Genomic DNA, 21,646 nt, shown 5'->3' with positions numbered 1-21,646 from the left:
GCGACGCGGGTTGGCAGGCCGACACGGCTTCGCAGGGCGGCACGGCTTCGCAGGGCCCGCATGGCGATCCGGTCTCGCAGGCAGGCGCGGCTTCGCAAGGCGGCGCGGGCTCGCAGAGTGGCGTGATGTCGGAGGCCGACGCGGCTCTGGTCGCCGCCGCGACGACCGAGGAGACCGCCGTTCCGGCCTCCGACACGGGTGAGCAGCCCGCGGTCCGCACGCCGTCGGCGATGACCCCGCCCGTCGTCCACGAGACCGACACCGTCGCCACCGCCGTGGCGACGCCGGACCGGCCGCAGCCGTTCGCCGAGCTCGGCATGAAGGACGAGGAATACCAGCGGGTCCGCGGCATCCTGGGCCGCCGCCCCACCTCGGCCGAGCTGGCGATCTACTCGGTCATGTGGAGCGAGCACTGCTCGTACAAGAGCTCCAAGGTGCACCTGCGGCAGTTCGGTGACAAGGCGCCCAAGACCGACGCGCTGCTGGTCGGCATGGGGGAGAACGCCGGCGTCGTCGACGTCGGCCACGGCTGGGCGGTCACCTTCAAGGTCGAGTCCCACAACCACCCGTCCTACGTCGAGCCCTACCAGGGCGCGGCCACCGGTGTCGGCGGCATCGTCCGCGACATCATGTCGATGGGTGCCCGTCCCGTCGCCGTCATGGACTCGCTGCGCTTCGGCCCGGCCGACGCGGCCGACACCCACCGGGTGCTTCCGGGCGTGGTGGCCGGAGTCGGCGGCTACGGCAACTCACTCGGTCTGCCCAACATCGGCGGCGAGACCGTGTTCGACGCCTGCTACGCGCAAAACCCGCTGGTCAACGCGCTTTGCGTGGGCGTGATGAAGCACGAGGACATCAAGCGCGCGGTCGCCCCCGGCCCCGGCAACCGGGTGATCTTGTTCGGCGCCGGCACCGGCCCGGACGGCATCGGCGGCGCCTCCGTGCTCGCCTCCGCGACGTTCGACGAGGAGTCACAGGCCAAGCGCCCGAGCGTGCAGGTCGGCGACCCGTTCATGGAGAAGCTCCTCATCGAGTGCTGCCTGGAGCTGTTCCGCGAGGACCTCGTGGTCGGCATCCAGGACCTCGGCGCCGCGGGCGTCTCCTGCGCCACCACCGAGCTGGCCGCGGCCGGCACCGGCGGCATGCACGTCGAGCTCGACACCGTACCGCTGCGCGACGCGACGCTGCTCCCCGAGGAAATCCTCATGAGCGAGTCGCAGGAACGCATGATGGCGGTCGTGTCGCCGGACAAGGTCGACCGCTTCATGGAGATCTGCGGCAAGTGGGAGATCCCCGCCACCGTGATCGGCGCGGTCACCGACACCGGCCGCCTGGTGATGACCTGGCACGGCGAGACGATCGTCGACATCCCGCCGGGCACCGCCGCCGACGAGGGCCCGGTCTACGAGCGGCCGTACGAGCCGCCCGCGGACCTCGGCTCACTCCAGGCCGACACGCCAGGGCGCCTGGCCCGTCCGGCCAACGCCGACGATCTGCGAAACACCATCCTCTGGCTCGCGGGCTCTCCCAACCTGGCCAGCAAGACCTGGGTGACTTCGCAATACGACCGGTACGTCCTCGGCAACACGGTCCTGGCCATGCCTGAAAACGCCGGTGTCGTCCGCATCGACGACGAGAGTGGCCTGGGCATCGCCCTCTCCCTCGACGGCAACGGCCGCTACACGCGCCTCGACCCCTACGCCGGTGCCCAGCTCGCGCTCTCCGAGGCCTACCGCAACGTAGCCTCAACGGGCGCCCGGCCCTTGGCGGTCACCAACTGCCTCAACTTCGGGTCTCCTGAAGACCCCGGCGTCATGTGGCAGTTCGCCCGCGCAGTGGAGGGCCTGGCCGACGCCTGCCAGTACCTCGGCATCCCGGTCACCGGCGGCAACGTGTCGTTCTACAACCAGACCGGCACCACACCGATCAACCCGACCCCGGTCATCGGCGTCCTGGGCGTGCACGACGACGTCCGCCGCCGCGTGAACATGTCGTTCACCTCCGAAGGCGCCACGATCGCCCTCCTCGGCGAGACCCGCGAGGAGTTCGGCGGCTCCGAGTGGGCCCACGTGGTCTACAACCACCTGGGCGGCCTGCCGCCCCTGGTCGACCTGGCGGCCGAGGCCGCGCTGGCCTCGGTCCTGGTCAACGCCGCCCGCGAGGGGCTCCTGACGGCCTCGCACGACCTCTCCGACGGCGGGTTGTCCCAGACCCTCGTGGAGTCCTGCCTGCGCGGCGGCCTGGGCGCCCAGATCACACTGCCGGGCGACCCGTTCGTGTCCCTGTTCAGCGAGTCCGTGGCCCGCGCCGTCGTGGCGATCCGCCCCGGCGGCGAGGCCCGCCTCGCGGCCCTCTGCGAGCAGGCCGGCGTCCCGGTCACCCAGATCGGCGTCATCGGCGGTGACTCGCTGACCTTCTCCACCCAGGGCGACGCCCAGGAGCTGTTCTCCATCCCCCTCGCGGAGCTCCGCGAGGCCCACGAGCGCACGCTCCCCAGCTACGCCGGCTGACCCGCCGAACCAACCGAGCGCCCGGCCCCGCGAGGTGCCGGGCGCTCGCCGTGTCTGCCTGTTTCCTGGGGGTTTCTGGTGACTTGGCGAGGGCATGAACGTGACGGTTGGTGGCGATGCGCTTACGAAAGGTGATTGGGGGGTGTTGTGAAGCGTCTCCTCATGCTGGTAGCCACCTGCGTTGCGATGGCAATGGTCTCGCTGGCCTGCGCAGGGACGGCCAGTGCCGGGACCGGTGTCTCCGCCTGGCGCTGCGTCAAGGCCGGTGGCTCGGTGTCGGCCGTCGGAAACGGCTACTTCTGCCACGGTGGTTACTACAACGGCGAACGCGTCCATAAGAAGCGCTCGCAGAAGAAGCACTCGCACACGAAGCACTGTGACCACAAGAAGCACTGGCACAAGAAGCACTGTGACCATAAGAGGCACTGTCACCACAAGCACTGGCACCACGACAGGCACCACGGCTCCTGGTACCACCACAACTTCTGGCTCTTCGACAGGTTGTGGGACTAGCGAGCGCGAGCACAGCGCGTCATCAGGCGGTGCCGGGTCTCTGCCACCCCCGGCACCACCTGCTCCACGTCCACCCCCGATGCACGTCCAACCCGGCCCACGCGTTCAGCCGCCCCACGCGTTCAGCCCGCCCCTCGCGTTCCGCTCGGCCGGCGCGTTCAGCCCAGGTGCACGTCAAGCCTGGCCCACGCGTTCAGCCCGGCCTAGGCGTTCAGCCCGCCCATCGCGTTCCGCTCGGCCTGCGCGTTCAGCCCAGGTGCACGTCAAGCCTGGCCCACGCGTTCAGCCCGGCCTACGCGTTCAGCCCGCCCCTCGCGTTCAGCCCGGCGTACGCGTTCAGCCCGCCCATCGCGTTCCGCTCGGCCTGCGCGTTCAGCCCAGGTGCACGTCAAGCTCGGCCCACGCGTTCAGCCCGCCCCGCGTTCACCCAGGCCCGGCGCGTTCCATCTGGATGCACGTCAAGGCCGGTCCGCGCGTTCGCCCGGCCTGCGCGTTCCTCCCGACCTGGGTGTTCAGCCTGGATGCACGTCAAGGTCGGCCTGCCGTTCGGCCCGGCTTGCGCGTTCCGCTGGATGCACGTCAAGCCCGGATGCACGTCAAGCCGGATTGCGCTTCACTGCTCACGCCAGGGCGCTGCGCGCCTAGAAGGTTGGTGGCGGAGGAACCTTTTTTCTGATGGCGTGAATGGATGTGCATGGTCCGGCTGGGTGATGTTAGGGCTGTTGTTCGGGGTGGAGCAGGAGTTCGGCGATCTGCTGGATCCGGGCGTGGGTGATGCCCGTGCGTTGTTCGACTGCCAGCGGGTGATCGGTGGGTTCGAGTTCGATGAAGGGGCGTTCGCCGATCGGGCGTGTGTGCAGGTTGGTTTTGAGCTCTATGGTCGTGGGTGAGTTGAGCGGCAGGTTGGTGGACAGCCACCCGAAGTAGGGAGGCTCGTTCTGTCTGCCTGGGGTGTTCCAGAGCTGCAGGGCGCGGGTGAAATTGTCCTGGCTGAGCGAGACCCAGACGCCCTAGCTGAAGACCTCGCCCGTGTCGGTCACCGGAATCTCGATCAGTCCATGAAGGAAGAACACCTGACCTTTGATCACGCAGGTGTCGGAGGTCAGTCGCTCTCCGGATCCTCTGCCAGCTCCGGTGTCCAGAAGTCAGGAGCCGGTGCGGCGAATCTCATGGGCAGTTCGTCGTGGTGCTGCCCGCAGCACGAGCAGAGAAATCCGGCATGTTCAGGCAGGGGTTGAGGATACTGATCGCGGTGGATTGAGTTGATCAGCTGGTTGGCGGCCGGTAGCGGGCCCATTTTCCTCCGGCGATAGAGGCCCAGGGGTCGGTCCACTGCTCCACATCGCCCGGCAGCCAATCCCACGGGAACGTGCCGGTGAACGCGGCGAACCGCCGCACCAGATCCACCCGCGACTTGATCGTCGAGACCATGAGCAGTCTGCTGCGCTGCTGACGTTCCCAGCCCACCAGCCTCGCATCGAACACCGCCTCGGCCGGATGCAGCGGCACCACGCCGTCCGCAAGGACCAGATGGGCAGCACCCTCGATCGGGACCCGTCTCACCCACAACACCCGCTCGCATCTAACGCGAGATGGTCGCATCCAATGCGAGGTGCGGGTTCCCAATCCAAGAAATCCCACGTCAAAGGACAGGAGACAGTCGCCATCCCGCCCTGGTGCGAGGTGTCCGAAGCGGACTCCCAGCCAGGCCAGACGCCTTCTTCAACGGTGCGAATAGCGCATCAGATGCTATTCGTCCCCTTACTAGAAGACCGAGATGTGGACGTGGTCGTAGTGGTTGGCGGTGTTGCCGCCTCGGTTGCTCATGCCCTTCCAACCGGGGCTTCGCATGTCGTAGATGCGTTGGCGCCAGATCACGTACTTGATGCCGAGCTTGCTGGCGTTGGCGATGGCGTAGGCGGCGGTGCGGTCGCCCAGGGTCTGGGCGCTGCCGGTGGCCATCCGGCCGCCTGTGGTGACCATGAAGTCGCAGGCGTGGCCGGTGCCGTGGTCCTGCGGGTCGCCGGTGGAGCGCACGCAGCCGATCATCGGGTACGGGCCGAACTCCACGTCCAGGATGTCGTGGACCTTCTTCATACGGGGGGTGACCCCGTTCATCCCGGAGCTCGGAGACTCGGGCTTGTACTTCTTCAGGAGCGCCTTGACCCGGTCCTTCTCCTCGAGGAGGTCCTTGATCTGCTTCTCCAGCTGCTTGACCTTGCGTTGCGCCTCGACCTTGGCCTGCTCCTGCTGGGTGACCAGCTGCTGGATCTGCTGGACCTTGGCGGCCTGGTTCTGGGCCACGTGGCTGACCAGGGAGGCGTTGCTGAGATACGTGGAGGGGTCGTTGTTGGCCAGGACGGCCACGGAGGGGTCGGCGCCGCCCGTCATGTACTGGGAGGCGGCGATCTGCGCGACCAGCCCGCGGGCCACGGTCAGGTCCTCCTTGAGGTCCTGGGCCTTCTTGAGGGCCTCCTTGACCTCGTGCTGGGTGTCCTTGAGCTTGGCCAGGTCGCCGCCGTAGGCCTTGTCCAGCCGCTCGATCTGCTTGTTGAGCTTGGTCAGGCGACCGCTGTCGCCGGGGTCGGCCTGCGCCGATGGACCGGTGACCGTGGCACTCGCGACCAGCGGTACGACGCCGACGACGGCTACCAGAGCGAGCCGTGTCAGGCGCCAGCGGGTGGAGGTGGGGGTCTCCACGTATCTCCTCTCCTCGATCGCCTACCGGGTTAGCTGACGGGTTCGGGCCGGGAGTCAGCCCTATCGGGTCCGCTGGGTGCGGATCCGGATTCACCCCGGCCGGGCCGCCCAGGACTGAGCCTGGAAGGTCCGGCATGTGGGTCCCCGGTTCCCGCGTGGCATGTCGCGGGACTCGGCGGGTTCGGCCAGCCTGCCTGTCTTGTCGAGGCGAGTCACCGACCGAATGCCAATGAACTTTAAAGAACTGTTCGTTGCCTCGCCAAGATTAAACCCCTGGCGGGGGTGTGATGGCTGCGAGTCCCGGAACGAGGGCGCCACATGGGAGCCGGGTCATCCTATGTGAGTCGGTTCACAGCTTGGCCTTGAACAGAAGCTTGTTGGGCGTACCGGTGGGGAGACCCTTGATGCGCCCTGAGGTCGCGTTGGTCTTCAGCCACCTCTCGACCTTGGTGAAGCTGGCCTTGGGGTGGCCCGCAAGGAACATCGCGGCCACACCGGCCACGTACGGAGTCGCCATCGAGGTGCCGTCGAGCACCTCGCGGCCCCTGCCGGGGACGGTGGAAGCCACACCCACACCCGGCGCGTGGATGTCCACGCACTTGCCGTAGTTGGAGAAGTTCGCCCGGCGATCGGAGGCGTTGGTCGCGCCGACCGTCACGACCCCGGCGGCTCCGGCAGGAGAGGTGTTGCAGGCGGGTTTGTTGTCGTTGCCGGCCGCGACCGCGACGAAGACCCCGGACTTGGAGAGGTTGAAGACGGCGATGTTGAGCGCCCGCGACCTGGCCCCCCCGACCGAGATGTTCGCCACAGACGGCTTGGCGGCGTGGTTGCGCAGCCATTTGACGGCGGCCACGACGTTGGACATCGGACCCGTTCCGTCACAGCCCAGCACCCGCAGCGCCCGGATCTTGACCTTCTTGGCGACGCCGTACTGTTTCGACCCGATGATGCCCGCGACGTGGGTGCCGTGGCCGTTGCAGTCAGTGCCGTCGGCGTACTGCGCGGCCTTCCAGACGATCGACGCGCGTCCCTCGAACCCGGGGTGCTTGACGTCGATTCCGGTGTCGATGACGTACGCATGGACCCCGCGGGCGACGGTGTTGTAGCGGAACGAACCGGAGAGCGGGCGGTTGCGCTGGTCGATCCGGTCCAGTCCCCATGGCAGCGGGCGCCGCTGTGTGCCGCTTTCGTTGATCTTCACGATCTGGTCCTGCTCGATCGCGGCCACGCGGCTGTCGCGGCGGAGCTTCTCCAGCTGGGCGGAGTCGAGCTTGGCGGCGAAGCCGTTGAGCACGCCGTCGAACCGTTCCACCGCGGCGGCCTTCACCTGCTGCGCGGCGTCGGCGGTCGAGGCGCCGCTCTTCAACGTCACGATGTATTTGCCGGGGATCGGCGTGCCCTCGGCGGCGGTGACCTGAACGAGGGGTTCGTCGGGGTCGGCGGCCAGCACGGGGAACGCGGCGGCGGCGCCGACGCAGGCCGCGATCGAGCCAGTGATCAGCAGCCTTCGGGGGACAGCCCGCACGAGGGACTCCTTCTGTCGCGGCCACGAGCGGGGGGCACGGGCGCGGCGACCATGATCCAGGGGGAACCGACAAGGCGGTACCTTATTGGATCCATAGCGATATCTGCAGCTAGACCAGACAATTCGGTCGAGCTGGGCTGGAAGCGGCCGATCAGTTCTTCTTGAGCTTCCCCTGGTAGCCCGGGTTGGCGCCCGCCTGGTGCATCCACATGTACTGCAGCGTGCCGTCCGACTGGCGGACCACCCGCACGCTGCCGCTCGTGCACGGCTTGGCCACGGTCAGGGACATCTCCAGCCGCTGGGTGGTCCCGCTGGTGAGCGCGAGCGTGCCGACGCAGTTGTTGAACCGGGCCTGCGCGACCTTGCCGCCGACCTGGAACGTCACCTCGATCGAGAACGAGGCGGCGCTCCTGGCGTTGACAGCGGTGCCCTTCCAGGTGCCCGCGAAGCTCTCGGGGATCGTCGACACCGGCCGGTCGTCGTTCGCCGGCCGTGCCTGCGGCTGCTCGCCGGAGTCGCCGTTCAGCTGGGGCCACAGGACCAGGGCGATGATCGCGATGCCGACCAGGACGCCGATGGTCAGGGAGGCCGCGACGCCGAGCACGTGATTGTCGGGTCGCCGGAACTTCGGGATCCGTGGTCTGCGGGAGACCGGGGGAGCAGCCAGAACGGCCGTGTGCTGGTGCCGGTCGTCCGGAAGCTGCTGGGCGCCGGTGTCCATGCCCGGGATGAGGTGCGGCATCCGTCCAGGGGACTCGGCGGGGCCCGGGGAGGAAGGCGGTGATGACGGAGTGGCCGGGGCCGCTCCGGCCGGGGCGCCTCCGGCCGGAGGCGCCCCGGCCGGAGATGGCGGGAGCGCAGGCATGGCCTGGGTGGCCTCCTCGGACCGTGAAGCCGGAGGTGCCTGCGCGACCCAGGCAGCGGCCGGACGCTCAGGTCTTGTGACCTCCATCTCGTTCCGTGTGACCTCCATCTCGTTCCGTACGGCGGGCGAAACGGAGATCGGCGGTCGCACCGTGATGGCGGGCTGGGGCTGCTGCGCGGGCGACCCGATCGACGAGAGACCGGGGATCGGCGCGGTGCCCTCGGCGAGACCGCGGCCCTCGGCCACCATCCGTTCCGGCAGGCGGCCGGCCAGCGTCCCGTCTTCGCCGAGCAGGCGATCGAGGACGTCGCGCGCCGTCGGCCGGTCCTCCGGCTCCTTGGCCAGGGTGTCGCCCACCACCTCGCGCAGGGACTCGGGCAGCACGGAGACGTCAGGCTCGTCGTAGACGATCCGCTGCATCACCTCGGACTGGGAGTCTTCCCCGAACGGGGCCGACCCCGTCACCGCGAACAGCAGCGTGGCCCCCCAGGCGAACATGTCCGCGGCCGGGCCGATGCCCACCCCGCGCAACTGCTCCGGGGACTTGTAGCAAGGATCGTCGGCGACGCGGCCAGTCGGGGCGGCGGTGACCGCCTCCAGCGCCCGCGCGACACCGAGATCGGTGACCCGTGGCCCGTCCCTGCCAAGCAGGACGTTGCCGGGCTTGAAGTCGTGATGCACCGCTCCGGCGCGATGCGCGGCCGCGAGGGCGATCGCCATGCCGGCCGCCAGCCGCTCGGTCACCGCGCCGCCGCGCGGGCCCTCCTCGGCGACCAGCTGGTGCAGGGAGGGGCCGGCGACGTACTCGCTGACCACGTACGGGCGGTCGCTCTCCACATCGGCGTCGATGATCGCGGCTGTGCAGAATCCGCTGACCCGCCGGGCCGACGCGAACGCGCCGGCGAACCGCGCCCGTGCGGCGGGTTCGCCGCTCAGCCGCAGGTGCAGGAGCTTCACCGCGACGGTGCCGCCGGCCGGGCTGCGGCCCAGAAAGACGGCGCCTTGTTCGCCCACGCCAAGCCGGCCGGTGATCTCGTAGTCGCCGAGACGCTGCGGATCACCGGGCTGCAGGGGCAGAGCCTCGGCCATCTAACGAACCTCCGTGTATCTCCCGCCGGGACCCCGTCCCGGCCGGCCCCCCGATCCTTGCTCTTCGCCCCCGCGTCGGCACCGGTCCCTTTTTACCGGGTGAAGTCCGATTGTGGCGGGTGAGGTGGCCGGACGACCACCGAAAGTCACGCGATAACCTCGGTGTCAATGTCGCGTACCCGCCTAACCCGTGCCGTTCTGGACGAGCAGCGTGCCGAGCTCGGGCTCGATCCCCATACCGGCGACGACGAACCCCGATCGCTCCGCCGCACCGCGTTCGACACCGTCCTGGCGGCCTACGACGCCGGCGTCACCGAGCCCGCCAAGCCGGTCGTCAAGGGGGCCGTACGGTTCCTGCTCGACCGGCTCGCCGAGCTCGCGCCCGGCCGTTCGGTGGAGGTCCGGGTCCCACCACATGCCGCGGTGCAGTGCATCGACGGCCCGCACCATACCCGGGGAACGCCACCCAATGTGGTGGAGATGGATGCGATCACCTGGATTTCGCTCGCAACCAACCGCCTGAGCTGGGCGGATGCGCTGGAGAGCGGCAAAGTGCGCGCCAGCGGTTCCCGAGCCGACCTCTCCGCCCACCTCCCACTCCCTCTCGACTGAGGCACTGCTTTCGGGTCTTGCCCCGACGGCGGTGCGCTGGAAACGTGGGGGCACGGCATGGAGGTGATGCCATGCTCATCGCGAACTGGACATTCGACGTCGAGGATATCGACGGGTCGCGGGTGAACGACACGACCGGCGCGGGACCGCCGGCCGCCCTGGACGCGGGCGCCGAGATCGTGCCCGGCAGGGACGGTGAGGCGCTGTCCCTGGACGGGTACGGACGGGCGATCGTCCAGGCGGCGCCGCAGCTCGTGCTGAGCCAGGTCTTCGGCTTCAGCCTGGCCTTCTTCGTCAACGTGAGCGCCGAGCCGACCGGCGATTGGCGCGGGCTGTTCTACAAGCCCGTCGCCGAGCACGACGCCCGCGGCATCGGCATGTGGCTCTACCCCGACGCCCAGCGGCTGCGCGTCCAGCTCTTCACGGTCAAAGGCCCCGAGTACATGGACAGCCGCGCCGTCCTGACCGGGGGCGACTGGACGCACGTGGCATTGGTGGTCGACACCGACGGGATGTTCCTCTACATCAACGGCAAGCTCGACGTGGCCGTCCCGCTGGAGCACGCCGTCGTCACACCGGCCGGCCCGATCTACCTGGGCGGCGAACCCGGCAAGCCGGGCTTCACCGGCCTGCTGGACGACGTCCGGGTGTACGCGTCGGCCCTGGACGAGGAGGCCATCCGCGCCCTGCGCTGATCAGGGCGTTTCGGTGTGCCGGGCGAACGGGAACTCCCGCTCGACGCACCCCCTCCGCGCCGACTCATCGGGATACCGTTCAGGATCGGCGCACTCAGCGGCCTTGCTGAGCAGGAAGAAGATCGCGATCCCCCCTATGACAAGCGTCACAGCCGAGCAGATGACCCCCATGATCGCAGTCCTCCGCCCGGCCCCCCGCGAGACCGCGATGATCCCCACAAGCAGCCCCACCGCAGCCAGGCCCAGCCCGAGGCCGCAAAGCAGGAGGGCGGGCAGGCCGACGACCCCGAGCACCAGTGACGTGACCGCCAGCCCCTTGCGCTCAGGCGGCGCCGGCGGCGAGTAGGTCTGGTAGCCCGGCATCGTCATGGAGTCCTCCCCGGTGTACTCCCTCACACTCCCGTGCCGCAGTCCCGGCCAGCCGTTTCGGCGAGTAAAGGTCGGTTAAGGAGATGCGCTGATCGGAGCAGGTGAGGAGGGCATCTAGACTGAGGTACGTGCCTCTCCGTGATGGACGTCTGAGCCACGACATCGACCCCTCCGACCGCTCCCCGCAGGATGCCTGTGGGGTCTTCGGCGTGTGGGTGCCGCCGGGGGAGGCGAGCCGGGCTGAGGTGAGCAAGCTCGCCTACTACGGCCTCTACGCGCTGCAGCACCGTGGGCAGGAATCGGCGGGGATCGCGGTCAGCGACGGGTCCCGCATTGTCGTTTTCAAGGACATGGGCCTGGTGGCTCAGGTCTTCGACGAGTCGATCCTTAACACGCTGCGCGGCCACATCGCCGTCGGCCACTGCCGCTACTCCACGACGGGCTCCCCGACCTGGGAGAACGCGCAGCCCACGTTCCGTTCCACCGGGGCAGGTGGGCTGGCCCTTACCCATAACGGCAACCTGATCAACACGCCTGAGCTGGCCGCCAAGCTGCCCGACGGGGTGCTTACCGCGACCAGTGACACAGAGGTTTTGACGGCGCTGCTGGCGACCCGTGAGGGCGGGCCCTTGTCTGCGGCGCGGGAGATCCTGCCGGTGACGCGGGGGGCTTACTCGCTTGTTTTCATGAACGAGAGCACGCTTTATGCGGCACGGGATCCTGAGGGCATCCGGCCGTTGGTGCTGGGGCGTCTGGGCGAACGGGGCTGGGTCGTCGCGTCGGAGACCGCCGGGCTCGACATCGTGGGCGCGCAGTTCGTGCGGGAGATCGAGCCGGGCGAGCTGATCGCGATCGACGCGGATGGGGTGCGGTCGGAGCGATTTGCGGAGGCGCGGCCTAAGGGCTGTCTGTTCGAGTATGTGTATCTGGCCCGGCCGGATACGAGTATCGCTGGGCGTAGTGTGCAGGCCACGCGGGTGGAAGTCGGGCGGCGGCTGGCTCGTGAGCATCCGGTCGAAGCCGATTTGGTGATCCCCACGCCCGAGTCGGGGACGCCGGCTGCCATTGGGTATGCGGAGGCCTCCGGGATCCCGTACGGGCAGGGGCTTGTCAAGAATTCTTATGTGGGGCGCACGTTCATCCAGCCCTCCCAGACCATCCGGCAGTTGGGGATTCGGCTCAAGCTCAATCCGCTGCGCGAGGCCATCGAGGGCAAGCGGCTGGTGGTGGTGGACGATTCCATCGTGCGTGGCAACACCCAGCGGGCCATCGTGGGGATGTTGCGGGACGCGGGGGCGGCCGAGGTGCATGTGCGGATCTCCAGCCCGCCGGTGGCCTGGCCCTGTTTCTACGGGATCGACTTCGCCAGCCGGGCCGAGCTGATCGCGGGCAACCTGTCGGTCGAGGAGATCCGTGACTCGATCGGGGCCGACTCGCTGGGATACATCTCGCTCGACGAGCTGATCGCCTCGTCTCAGATCGCCAAGGACCGGCTCTGCCGGGCTTGTTTCGACGGGGTCTACCCGATCCCGGTCGAGGAGGACGCCCGCGGCAAGCACCTGCTGGAAGGTGTCGCCAAGTGACGTCCTATGAGGCGGCCGGGGTCGACATCGCGGCTGGTGAGCGGGCCGTTGAGCTGATGAAGTCGCGGGTGGCGCGGTCGCGGCGGCCCGAGGTCGTGGACGACGCCAGCGGCTTCGCCGGGCTCTTCGACGCGTCGGCGTTCCTCAAGTACCGCCGGCCACTGCTGGCGACGTCGACCGACGGGGTCGGCACCAAGGTCGATCTGGCCCGCCGACTGGGTGTGTACGACACCGTGGGGCACGACCTCGTCGGCATGGTGATCGACGATCTGGCCGTCTGTGGCGCCGAGCCGTTGTTCATGACCGACTACATCGCCTGCGGCAAGGTCGTCCCCGAGCGCATCGCCGACCTCGTCGGCGGCATCGCGGACGCCTGTGCGCTGGCCGGGTGCGCGCTGATCGGCGGCGAGACCGCCGAGCATCCGGGCCTCCTGCAGCCCGACGAGTTCGACATCGCGGGCGCGGGGACAGGCGTCGTGGAGGCGGACGAGATCCTTGGCCCGGACCGGGTCAAGCCCGGTGATGTCGTGATCGGCATGGCGTCCTCGGGCATCCACTCCAACGGGTATTCGCTCGTTCGCCACATCTTGGCGACGACCGATCTGGCCTTGGAGACCCAGCTGGCCGATCTCTCCCGCCCGCTCGGCGAGGAGCTGCTCACGCCCACGCGCATTTACGCCCAGGACTGTCTGGCCCTTGTGCGCGGGGGAGGGGTCCGTGCGTTCGCCCACATCACCGGTGGCGGCCTGACGGCCAACCTGGCCCGTTCGCTGCCTCCGACGGCCGATGCCGTTCTCCAGCGGTCTTCCTGGGAGGTTCCGCCGCTTTTCATGGCGCTCCAGGCGTACGGCACGGTCCCGCAGGCCGAGATGGACAAGACGTTCAATCTGGGTGTCGGCATGGCCGCGATCGTGGCCCCGGAGGCTGCTGACGACGCCGTACGGAGTCTGGCCGACCGTGGCGTTCCCGCCTGGGTTCTCGGCGAGATCACCAAGGGCGGCGGCGCCGCGAACCTCGTCTGACGCGCAGGCGTCACATGAGTGTGATGATCTCTCGTGCGCTGGCCTGGGCCGGTCTTGTTCGCCTGCGCCGCCTCGCGTTGCCCCTGTCGATTCTCGGTGCCCTGCTGGTGTACGGCGTCATGGCGCCACTGGGCTGGGCGTACGCGGAAACGGCTCGCCACCGGCACTCACCGGAGAACGTTCCGGAGACCCCGGTGGCCCTGGTCTTGGGCGCGGGCATCTGGGGCGGCCAGCCGTCGATCCTCCTGGCCCGCCGCCTGGACACCGCCGCAGACCTCTACGGGCGCGGCAAAGTGAAAGTGATCCTCGTCTCAGGCGACAACCGGGTCAAGGGCTACGACGAACCCACCGTGATGCGCGACTACCTCACCGCCCACGGCGTGCCTGCACACAAGATCGTCCGAGATTTCGCGGGACTCGACACGTGGGACTCCTGTGCCCGCGCCAAGCGCATCTTCCAGGTGGAACGGCTCACCGTGGTGACCCAGAACTTCCACCTGCCCCGCGCCGTGGCCCTCTGCCGCGCCGCCGGCCTCGAAGCCTTCGGCGTGGGGGACGACAGCATGGCCGCTCGCCAGGACGCCACCGTCAAGGGCTACGTCCGTGAACCCCTCGCCATGATCAAGGCCGTGCGGGACTTGGCCGTCCCCAGGGACCCCAAGCTCCTCGGACGGCCGGAAACCGGCGTCCAGCAGGCGCTCGCGACCCCCTGATCAGGGATGTGAGCGGGAGGCGGACACGAGAAGGCCCGCAAGCTTCGCTTGCGGGCACAGCTCATCCCGAGGGTCAGCCGGAGGTCCCGTCCTTGCGGTCGTCCTCAGCGGCGCCGTATTCCTCGGCGTAGTCGGCATACTTGTCGGCGAGCTCGTCGTACGGGTCGGTCTCCGTCGAGTCGGGGACTCCCAGCTCACTCTTCAGGCGGTCGAGGTCCGTGTTGCCGCTGTTGTACTTGAGCTGACGGGCAACCTTCACCTGCTTGGCCTTGGCTCGGCCGCGACCCATTGGCTCGACCCCCTCGATGGTCAGGGCTTTCGTGGGCCCATCAACGCGCGCGTCCACCACACGAACCGGTGCCTGATGAGCCATGGTTCAGTCACGGATACAACCGTACCCGTTTTGCGCCCGGCTCGGTACATCGTCAGTCCGGTGGCGGCACGCTCACTGCGGAGAACCCCAGTGTATCGGGTGATTCCAAGTTCACAGACCTGGGGCGACACGCTGTATTGACGGCTCCAGCAACCTGGCCCTAGATGGCCCCGGAGCCTGGCCCTAGGCGGCTCCCAGGGCCCAGCCCTTGGCGGCTCTTGGGGCCGGTCATTGACGGCACTGGAGCCTGGTCATTGCCGGCGCCGGAGCCCGGTCATTGACGGCGCCAGGGCTGGCCATTGACGGTGCCAGGGCCGGCCATTGGCGGCCCCAGGGCCTGGCCATTGACCGGTTTCGGGAGCCCGACCCCACGCCGCCGACCGGCGTGGGTCGCCGGGCCGAAGGTGCCGACCAGGCTTGCTGCCGGGCCTAGAAGGTGTCGGCCAAGCCTTTGGCCGCCGGGCCCCGGTAGCAGTGAGCCGGGCCTTTGGCCGCCGGGCCGAAAAGTTGTCGGCCCGGCGGCCGGTGTCACGGAGACGAAAGAATTTTCAGCTGAGCCAGATGCCGCGGAGCCGGCCTACGGCCGACATGCGCTGCTCGGCCAGGCGGTCGGCGGCGACGGCGGGGGGTACGCCCTCGTCGGCGGCCAGGACGAAGATCTGGCGAGTGGTGTCGAAGATCCCCGTGGCCCGGGCCTTGGCGCGGTCGAAGTTGAAGCCCTCGATCTCGTCGGCGACCTGGATCACACCGCCGGAGTTGACCACGTAGTCCGGGGCGTAGAGGACGTCGCGGTCGGCCAGCTGCTTCTCGATGCCGGGGTGGGCCAGCTGGTTGTTGGCGGCCCCGCAGACGATCTTGGCGTTCAGGATCGGAACGGTGTCGTCGTCGAGGGATCCGCCCAGCGCGCACGGCGCGTACACGTCGATCTCGGAGCGGATGAGGGCGTCGTTGTCGGCGACGACCTCGACCCCGGGATGCCGTTCCAGGACCCGTCCGACGGCGGCCTCGCTGACGTCGCAGATCACCACTTCGGCGCCGTCCTCGCGCAGCAGGTCGACCAGGCGGTGGCCGACCTTGCCGACGCCCTCGACGCCGACCCTGCGGCCACGGAGCGTGGGGCTGCCCCAGACCTGCTCGGCGGCGGCGCGCATGCCCTGGTAGACCCCGTACGAGGTGAGGATGGACGAGTCGCCGGCACCGCCGTGTGCGACCGTACGGCCGGTCACGTATCGGCTCTCACGGGCGACGATGTCCATGTCCTCGCTGTACGTACCGACGTCGCAGGCCGTGTAGTAGCGGCCGTTCAGCGACTGGACGAACCGTCCGTACGCGCGCAGCAGAGCCTCGGACTTGTCGGTGTTGGGATCGCCGATGATGACGGCCTTGCCGCCACCGTGGTCCAGCCCGGCCAGGGCGTTCTTGTACGCCATGCCGCGGGACAGGTTCAGTACGTCGGCGAGCGCCTCCTCCTCCGACCCGTAGGGGTAGAAGCGGGTGCCGCCCAGCCCAGGGCCGAGCGCGGTGGAGTAGAGCGCGATGATGGCACGCAGGCCGCTGGCCTCGTCCTGGCAGAAGACGACCTGCTCGTGTCGGGGTTCTGTGCCCTTGTGAGGCGACCCGAAGACGTTAGGCACGGTAGTGCCCTCCTCTCAGTCTTAAGGATCAGACTAGAACCGGACAGGGCGATACGGGCGAGTCTCCAGGTAACACCGGGATCTCGGTGGGGTTGTCGGAACAGTGTCCGAGCCGGGCTCATGCCACGATGCGGTGGTGCTTCCGTACGCCGCATACCTACGGGTTTATGAACCGGTGACAGCCTTTCCGGAGCCGGAACGGACCCTGTGGACGGCCTACGCCGACTCCCGGCGGCGCCCCCGGCGAATCCACGCGCTGGGTGCCGAACATCGCGAGGCCGCGCTGCGGCTGGCCGCCTTCCCGCCGGAGCCGGTGCCCGGACGGGAAAGTCGGAACGCCTATGTGCGGCGGTCGGCGGACACGATCTATGTGTGCCCCTGGGAAACGCGGCTCCGCTCGTGGCTGGCGTTCGACCGTTTCCGCGCCACGCTCCCGGCGGGGGTGTCCGAGGCGTTCGTGCCGTCGGAGGTTGCGGACCAGGTGGAGCAGGAGTTCGAACGCTGGAAGGCCACGGGCCGCTCACTGCAGCCGCACATCCTGTCCAGTACCTGGCATGTCCCCTTGGCCTGGTTCGTCGCGTTCGGCCAGACGGAACGTTGCCTGCTGCTGGGCGAGCCCGCCGGGGACGAACGTAAATCCACGACGTGCTTCGGGGAAAACCCAGGTCGTGGGCCTGCGACGGCGGCTGTGACGCGTACCCTCATCTACGTCACGGCGATGGCCGAGGCGCGGCGCCGAGTCACCGCCGCCCTCCGCATCGTCCGCGACACCCTCGGTGAGGGGACCGGCGAGACCACCGTGCTGGCCGCCGGGCAGGTGGACGCGCTGGGCCGGTGGCTCGGCGGATTCCACCCCGGCGCCCTGGTCGAGCTCGACTATGGCGGGCTGGTCCATCTCCTGGACGACCGGACGCTGCGCGCCGACGAGTCGGTGGCCGAGGTCGGAGTCGCCCTCGAGGCGATGGAACGCGGTGAGGCCGAGCTGGCGGTCGCGATGTACAAGCGTCTCCTCGCCCGCTGGCGGCCTGTACGCGCCCTTGAATCGGCGAACTGAACAAATTTCCCGAATCTGCGCGCGATACGACTATACGTGTCGCTAGAATCACGCAGCGTGACCCAGTCGCCACTGAACACGCAACTACGCTCAGGGACTTGCTTGTTGCGTTGAGTGGTGGCAAGGTTACACGTTGTGATGTCATAGTGGCTCTTTCGGGCCATAGGGGACATCAGTGACCGCGCGAGGATCAATCGCAGGATCGCTGTCATCGGTCCACGGAGGAGAGGCCGCACAAATGTCAGCACGTACGCCAGAGGCTGAGCCCCTGCTGACGCCGGCAGAGGTGGCGACGATGTTCCGCGTCGACCCCAAGACCGTCACGCGGTGGGCGAAGGCCGGAAAGCTCACGTCCATCCGCACCCTGGGGGGTCACCGGCGCTACCGCGAGGCTGAGGTTCGTGCGCTGCTGGCGGGTATCCCGCAGCAGCGCTCGGAGTAAGGCACTCCGGCCGGCGAGTGGGGGCTCGCCGGGCGCACACAGTGAAATATTGGGGGGCGACCAGGAGGCCGCTGAACAACCTCGCACCCGGCAGTGGGTCGATGTCCCGTTCAGAGTCCCCCTGGGCGAAGGTCCAGGGCTGTGATCATCCGAGAATCGCCGTCCTGGACCGCGCACCGTTCAGCTGGATGTCCCGCTCGCGCTTATGCGAGCGGGACATTCCGTCCGTGCGGGCCACAGCCCCGGTTCCATGCGGGCCTTCCGCCCGGGCCACATTCCCCGGTCGGTTCAGGCCCAGTCTCCGGCCCATCCAGGCCAGTCTCCAGCCCATCCGGGCCGTAGCTCCGTCCGCGCAGGCCGGTCTCCGGTCTGTGCAGGTCTCAGCTTCCGGTCGGTGCGGGGGTTAGCTCTCGGTTCGGGAGGGTCCGGTCTCCGGGCGCGCTCAGTCCTCGGGCATTTCTTCTTGGGCGAGCCGGTCGAAGAGTGCTGCTATCGCCGGTTCGTGCTGGCCTGCGACATGCATCAGCACCACCAGGTGATCGACCAGCAGGCGCTCGAGCTCCTCGCGGGATACATCCCGGTTTTCCAGCCAGTCCAGGCCGGCGGTCTCGACCGATGCCATCCATGAACGCAGCGTGATGCGCAGGACGGGGGTGGGGATCTCGACGTCCATCGCGTGCAGGATCCGGCCCAGCAGCAGCTGGCGGATGCCGTCGACGATCTCGCCGACCTCCCCCGAACGGTCCGCGGGTCCGCCGCGCAGCAGCGCCGTGAAGCCGGGGGCGTGGCTCTCCACGAAATCGAAGTAGCGCTTCAGTGAGATCTTCAGGCGTTCGAGCGGCGTGCCCTCGGTGGGGGGCTCCAGCAGCACCGACAGCTGCTTGGCCGCACTGCCCAGCGCGGCGAGGTAGAGCTCGTACTTCCCGCCGAAGTAGTGATAGACGAGCGCGCGGGAAGCGCCGGCCGCCGCCGCGACGTCGTCGATCGAGACGTCTTCCGGCGACTTGGTGCTGAACAGCTCCAGCGCGGCCTCGATCAGCTCGTCGCGGCGTTCGTCGACGCTCAGCCGGCGCCTGCCGCGTTGCTGAGCCGGGGCGGAACCCTGCCCACCCCTTGCCTTACCGCCTGCCACTGCACGATCTCCCACTTGGGCAGCGTATCCGAGCGCGGGGGGCGGGTCGGTGCGGGCGGCCTCCACCGGGGGCCGTTTGGGGACGGTTCCGCCCTGTGATCCAGGACACCACAGGCAAGAACTGGCATTGGCGGCTGCCCGTTACTCACTGTTGCGACGATTTGGGGTGAAGGCGAGGCATCATGGCATCTCCCCCCGAGTGGGGAGGGCGTTCCGTCCCGTGCCAAAGGGCTCGGAGCGCCCTGGCGGCAGGTCCTGCAGGCCCCCCGGACGGAGTGCCATGTCAGCTGGTGATGTAAGGCCCCCCAAGCCCACCATCCGCAACGTTGCCGAGAGGGCCGGTGTCTCGAAGTCGCTCGTCTCCCTCGTCATGCGCGGATCGCCGCACGTCAGCGAACGCCGCCGCCAGGCGGTGCTCCAGGCCGCGCGAGAGCTCGGCTACCGGCCCAACGCCGTAGCCCGCAGCCTGGTGGAGGGCCGTACCCGCCTCATCGGCGCCATCGTCGCGGACCTGCACAACCCGTTCTTCGCCGAGTTCCTGGACGGCCTGCAAGAGAGCCTGCACGGCGAGGGCCTCCGGATGCTCGTCGGCAGCGGCCGCTGGGACCCCCTCTTCGAAGCCGAGGCCGTAGAGGCCTTTCTGGAGATGCGCGTCGACGGCCTCGTTCTCCTGAGCGTCGTCCCCGACTCCCTCAAAGAAGCCGCCGCCAGCGTCCCGGTGGTGGTGGTGGGCGAACGCGACGTCTCCGGCGTCGACATCGTGGTGGACGACGACGAACTGGGTGCCAGCCTCGCCGTCGACCATCTCGTCGAACTCGGCCACCGCCGCATCGCGCACATAGAAGGCGCGCCCTCGACCACCGCCCGCTACCGCCGTGCCGGCTACGAGAAGGCCATGGAACGCCATGGCCTCGCGGGCGAGGTCGTCGTGGAGGCCGGCGACTTCACCGAGGAGGGCGGCTACCGGGCCGCCCGTGCCCTTCTCACCAGGACTCCCCGCCCCACCGCCATCTTCGCCCCCAACGACCTGGTCGCCACCGGGGCCCTCTCCGCCGCCGACGAGCTGGAGCTCACGGTTCCCGAACATCTCTCGGTCGTCGGCTACGACAACACGCACCTGGCCGCCATCCGCCACATCTCCCTGACCAGCGTCGACCAGCCCCGCCGCGACATGGGCCGCGTGGCCGCCGAACTCCTCACCGCCCGCATCGACGACCCCGCCCGCGCCGCCCGCCAAAACCTGGTGGTCCCCCACCTGGTGGTCCGCTCCACCACGGGCCTGGCCCCCGTGTGACGGCCGGTCGGGATGATCGGGTGGTCTTGGGGAGGTCGATCAATGGCCTGAAGTGGTAAGGGGCTGGCCAAGCCTGCCGTAATCGGCGGCCCGCAGGGCGTTCGTGGGGTCTTAATGGGTGCACCGTTCGGCGGGTCGGGGCAACCGCATGACGGGTCGGACTCCGACCCATGACCAGGCCGGTTTCCGGCCCCATCACCGGGCCGGCCCGGTGACTCTGCCGAGTGGACACGGAGAAGGACCATGTTCACCCAGGGGGGTTTCATTCCGTGCGTGATCCGGAATTGGTGTCGTGCGCGCAGCGCGCGGCTAGTGAGTTGGAACGCGCGTGGTCGGAATGGCGACATGCGCGGGGACTGGCCGAACAGGTCTCGGAGTCCGTCGCCAGCTACGTGGCCCACTCGATCGATCATCCGTGGGGACGACCCCGCGTGGTGCTGGGCCTCGACGCGGACGAGGCGCGCGCTCTCGCCGCGCTCCTCGGCAAGGAGGACCTGCTCCGCTGACTCGCGGACGCGGCCGTGCGGGGGCACGGCCGCGTCCGCATTTGTGCGGACTTCGTTTGACGAACCCATGCTGATGTGCAGACTGACAGGGTTGGTAACGAAGAAATCACAGGGGGACGAGTCTTGCTATTCCACCGAAGCGGCGCGATGGGCCTGGTGCTGTGCCTGGCGGCCCTCACCGCGTGCGATGGTGGCTCGTCCACCAAGGACGGTCAGGCCGGTGGCCAGACCGCGCAGCCGCCCATGGCGGCTCCTTCCGGGGCTTCCACGGCGCCCAAGGAAGTCAGGGGCACGGGCTCGCTCAAGGGCAAGGTCATCGTGATCGACCCGGGGCACAACGGGGGTAACGCCAAGCACCCGGAGATCATCAACCGGCAGGTCAGCATCGGGAACGGGCGCAAGGCGTGTGACACGACGGGCACCGCGACGGCGGCCGGTTACAGCGAAGCGGCCTTCACCTGGGACGTGTCCACCCGGCTCAGCAAGCTGTTGCGGGCCAAGGGCGCCAAGGTCGTCCTCACCCGGAACAACAACACCGGGGTGGGGCCGTGCATCACCGAGCGTGCCGCCATCGGCAACCGCGCCAAGGCGGACGCGGCGATCTCGGTGCACGCGGACGGCGGTCCGGCGAGCGGCCATGGCTTCCACGTGATCGAGCCGCTGACGGTCAAGGGGCACAACGCCTCGATGGTCCCGGCGTCGCGCAAGCTCGGCAAGGCCCTCCGGGACGCCTACCGGAAGGACACAGGCATGCCGTACTCGACCTACATCGGCACCGACGCCCTTGACTCCCGGGACGACCTGGGCGGGCTCAACCTGTCCACGGTGCCGAAGGTCTTCGTCGAGACCGGCAACATGAGGAACCCCGGGGACGCGGCCAAGCTGTCGAGTGCGTCGTTCCGGCAGCGCATCGCCGAATCCTTCGTCACAGGGTTGATCGAGTACTTCCGCTGACGGTATTTCCGTCGGCGGTATTTCCGCTGGCGGTGCCTCCGCTGACCGCCGGCGGGCAGGA

Annotated in this window: 20 protein-coding genes, 1 pseudogene and 1 riboswitch; of the genes and pseudogenes, 12 read left to right on the top strand and 9 right to left on the bottom strand. The window is 68.8% G+C overall.

Going from position 1 to position 21,646, the window contains the following annotated elements; genetic code table 11:
• The first annotated feature begins 230 nt into the window (after window positions 1–230).
• The gene (purL, locus tag F8566_RS16495; RefSeq protein WP_151561340.1) at window positions 231–2,510 is read left to right on the top strand and encodes a phosphoribosylformylglycinamidine synthase subunit PurL; all 2,280 of its coding nucleotides are present in this window, start codon (window positions 231–233) and stop codon (window positions 2,508–2,510) included.
• Between the two features lie 162 nt (window positions 2,511–2,672).
• On the top strand, window positions 2,673–3,023 hold the full coding sequence (locus tag F8566_RS16490) for a hypothetical protein (RefSeq protein ID WP_151561114.1): 351 nt from the start codon (window positions 2,673–2,675) through the stop codon (window positions 3,021–3,023).
• A gap of 713 nt (window positions 3,024–3,736) precedes the next feature.
• Here F8566_RS16490 and F8566_RS16485 read toward each other — a convergent pair.
• From F8566_RS16485 to F8566_RS16465, 5 genes and pseudogenes are all read right to left on the bottom strand, one after another.
• A pseudogene (locus F8566_RS16485) lies at window positions 3,737–4,096 on the bottom strand (DUF2199 domain-containing protein).
• Window positions 4,097–4,289: 193 nt separating this feature from the next.
• On the bottom strand, window positions 4,290–4,586 hold the full coding sequence (locus F8566_RS16480; protein WP_192809700.1) for a hypothetical protein: 297 nt from the start codon (window positions 4,584–4,586) through the stop codon (window positions 4,290–4,292).
• 201 nt (window positions 4,587–4,787) lie between these two features.
• Entirely contained in the window at window positions 4,788–5,723 is a 936-nt protein-coding gene (locus F8566_RS16475; protein ID WP_151561113.1) for a coiled-coil domain-containing protein, read from the bottom strand.
• 2 nt (window positions 5,724–5,725) lie between these two features.
• Window positions 5,726–5,911, bottom strand: a riboswitch (cyclic di-AMP (ydaO/yuaA leader).
• Window positions 5,912–6,072: 161 nt separating this feature from the next.
• Window positions 6,073–7,248: a S8 family peptidase gene (locus tag F8566_RS16470; protein ID WP_151561112.1), complete on the bottom strand. Its 1,176-nt coding sequence runs from the start codon at window positions 7,246–7,248 to the stop codon at window positions 6,073–6,075.
• 151 nt (window positions 7,249–7,399) lie between these two features.
• Window positions 7,400–9,202 carry a serine/threonine protein kinase gene (locus F8566_RS16465; protein ID WP_151561111.1) on the bottom strand — a complete coding sequence of 601 codons (1,803 nt, stop codon included), beginning with the start codon at window positions 9,200–9,202 and terminating at the stop codon, window positions 7,400–7,402.
• 168 nt (window positions 9,203–9,370) lie between these two features.
• Between F8566_RS16465 and F8566_RS16460 the strand changes: the two genes are divergently transcribed.
• The gene (locus F8566_RS16460) at window positions 9,371–9,814 is read left to right on the top strand and encodes a sterol carrier family protein (protein WP_151561110.1); all 444 of its coding nucleotides are present in this window, start codon (window positions 9,371–9,373) and stop codon (window positions 9,812–9,814) included.
• 71 nt (window positions 9,815–9,885) lie between these two features.
• A complete protein-coding gene (locus F8566_RS16455) occupies window positions 9,886–10,509 on the top strand; it encodes a LamG domain-containing protein (protein ID WP_151561109.1) in 624 nt (207 codons plus the stop codon).
• Here F8566_RS16455 and F8566_RS16450 read toward each other — a convergent pair whose 3' ends face one another.
• Complete coding sequence (locus F8566_RS16450; RefSeq protein ID WP_151561108.1) at window positions 10,510–10,878, bottom strand: hypothetical protein; 369 nt, start codon at window positions 10,876–10,878, stop codon at window positions 10,510–10,512.
• A 128-nt stretch (window positions 10,879–11,006) separates the two neighbouring features.
• On the opposite strand from F8566_RS16450, the gene purF reads away from it, so the two are divergent.
• From purF to F8566_RS16435, 3 genes are read left to right on the top strand one after another with little or no spacing between them, the layout of a single operon-like run.
• On the top strand, window positions 11,007–12,461 hold the full coding sequence (gene purF, locus F8566_RS16445) for an amidophosphoribosyltransferase (protein ID WP_151561107.1): 1,455 nt from the start codon (window positions 11,007–11,009) through the stop codon (window positions 12,459–12,461).
• Complete coding sequence (purM, locus tag F8566_RS16440) at window positions 12,458–13,483, top strand: phosphoribosylformylglycinamidine cyclo-ligase (protein WP_151561106.1); 1,026 nt, start codon at window positions 12,458–12,460, stop codon at window positions 13,481–13,483. The genes purF and purM overlap by 4 nt, the downstream gene beginning before the upstream one ends.
• Window positions 13,484–13,506: 23 nt before the next feature.
• Entirely contained in the window at window positions 13,507–14,196 is a 690-nt protein-coding gene (locus tag F8566_RS16435) for a SanA/YdcF family protein (protein WP_225993246.1), read from the top strand.
• Window positions 14,197–14,269: 73 nt separating this feature from the next.
• Here the strand turns inward: F8566_RS16435 and F8566_RS16430 are convergent, their stop codons facing one another.
• Entirely contained in the window at window positions 14,270–14,485 is a 216-nt protein-coding gene (locus tag F8566_RS16430) for a DUF3073 domain-containing protein (protein ID WP_151561104.1), read from the bottom strand.
• 632 nt (window positions 14,486–15,117) lie between these two features.
• Window positions 15,118–16,203, bottom strand: coding sequence for a Leu/Phe/Val dehydrogenase (locus F8566_RS16425; RefSeq protein WP_151561103.1), 1,086 nt, complete (start codon window positions 16,201–16,203; stop codon window positions 15,118–15,120).
• Window positions 16,204–16,378: 175 nt separating this feature from the next.
• Between F8566_RS16425 and F8566_RS16420 the strand changes: the two genes are divergently transcribed.
• Window positions 16,379–17,257, top strand: a complete 879-nt coding sequence (locus F8566_RS16420; protein ID WP_318836414.1) for a hypothetical protein — start codon at window positions 16,379–16,381, stop codon at window positions 17,255–17,257.
• 238 nt (window positions 17,258–17,495) lie between these two features.
• Window positions 17,496–17,699 carry a developmental transcriptional regulator BldC gene (bldC, locus tag F8566_RS16415; RefSeq protein ID WP_012850682.1) on the top strand — a complete coding sequence of 68 codons (204 nt, stop codon included), beginning with the start codon at window positions 17,496–17,498 and terminating at the stop codon, window positions 17,697–17,699.
• A 442-nt stretch (window positions 17,700–18,141) separates the two neighbouring features.
• Here bldC and F8566_RS16410 read toward each other — a convergent pair whose 3' ends face one another.
• Window positions 18,142–18,846 (bottom strand): TetR/AcrR family transcriptional regulator, encoded by a 705-nt coding sequence (locus tag F8566_RS16410; RefSeq protein ID WP_151561101.1) that lies wholly within the window; start codon window positions 18,844–18,846, stop codon window positions 18,142–18,144.
• Window positions 18,847–19,111: 265 nt separating this feature from the next.
• Between F8566_RS16410 and F8566_RS16405 the strand changes: the two genes are divergently transcribed.
• From F8566_RS16405 to F8566_RS16395, 3 genes are all read left to right on the top strand, one after another.
• On the top strand, window positions 19,112–20,125 hold the full coding sequence (locus tag F8566_RS16405; RefSeq protein WP_151561100.1) for a LacI family DNA-binding transcriptional regulator: 1,014 nt from the start codon (window positions 19,112–19,114) through the stop codon (window positions 20,123–20,125).
• A 269-nt stretch (window positions 20,126–20,394) separates the two neighbouring features.
• Window positions 20,395–20,631 carry a hypothetical protein gene (locus tag F8566_RS16400; RefSeq protein WP_151561099.1) on the top strand — a complete coding sequence of 79 codons (237 nt, stop codon included), beginning with the start codon at window positions 20,395–20,397 and terminating at the stop codon, window positions 20,629–20,631.
• A gap of 123 nt (window positions 20,632–20,754) precedes the next feature.
• Window positions 20,755–21,585 (top strand): N-acetylmuramoyl-L-alanine amidase, encoded by an 831-nt coding sequence (locus tag F8566_RS16395; protein WP_225993245.1) that lies wholly within the window; start codon window positions 20,755–20,757, stop codon window positions 21,583–21,585.
• Window positions 21,586–21,646: the final 61 nt, after the last annotated feature.

Source organism: Actinomadura rudentiformis (assembly GCF_008923185.1).
Taxonomy (GTDB): domain Bacteria; phylum Actinomycetota; class Actinomycetes; order Streptosporangiales; family Streptosporangiaceae; genus Spirillospora; species Spirillospora rudentiformis.
Note: the sequence above shows the minus strand (reverse complement) of the source record. Positions and strands in the feature narration are given on the sequence as shown.

Excerpts from the sequence above, each read along its gene's own strand:
- F8566_RS16430 (WP_151561104.1), bottom strand. The coding sequence starts at position 14,485 with ATGGGTCGCGGCCGAGCCAAGGCCAAGCAGGTGAAGGTTGCCCGTCAG.
- F8566_RS16455 (WP_151561109.1), top strand. The coding sequence starts at position 9,886 with ATGCTCATCGCGAACTGGACATTCGACGTCGAGGATATCGACGGGTCG.
- F8566_RS16490 (WP_151561114.1), top strand. The coding sequence starts at position 2,673 with ATGCTGGTAGCCACCTGCGTTGCGATGGCAATGGTCTCGCTGGCCTGC.
- F8566_RS16460 (WP_151561110.1), top strand. The coding sequence starts at position 9,371 with ATGTCGCGTACCCGCCTAACCCGTGCCGTTCTGGACGAGCAGCGTGCC.
- purL (WP_151561340.1), top strand. The coding sequence starts at position 231 with ATGACCCCGCCCGTCGTCCACGAGACCGACACCGTCGCCACCGCCGTG.
- F8566_RS16465 (WP_151561111.1), bottom strand. The coding sequence starts at position 9,202 with ATGGCCGAGGCTCTGCCCCTGCAGCCCGGTGATCCGCAGCGTCTCGGC.
- bldC (WP_012850682.1), top strand. The coding sequence starts at position 17,496 with ATGTCAGCACGTACGCCAGAGGCTGAGCCCCTGCTGACGCCGGCAGAG.
- F8566_RS16435 (WP_225993246.1), top strand. The coding sequence starts at position 13,507 with ATGATCTCTCGTGCGCTGGCCTGGGCCGGTCTTGTTCGCCTGCGCCGC.
- F8566_RS16450 (WP_151561108.1), bottom strand. The coding sequence starts at position 10,878 with ATGACGATGCCGGGCTACCAGACCTACTCGCCGCCGGCGCCGCCTGAG.
- F8566_RS16405 (WP_151561100.1), top strand. The coding sequence starts at position 19,112 with ATGTCAGCTGGTGATGTAAGGCCCCCCAAGCCCACCATCCGCAACGTT.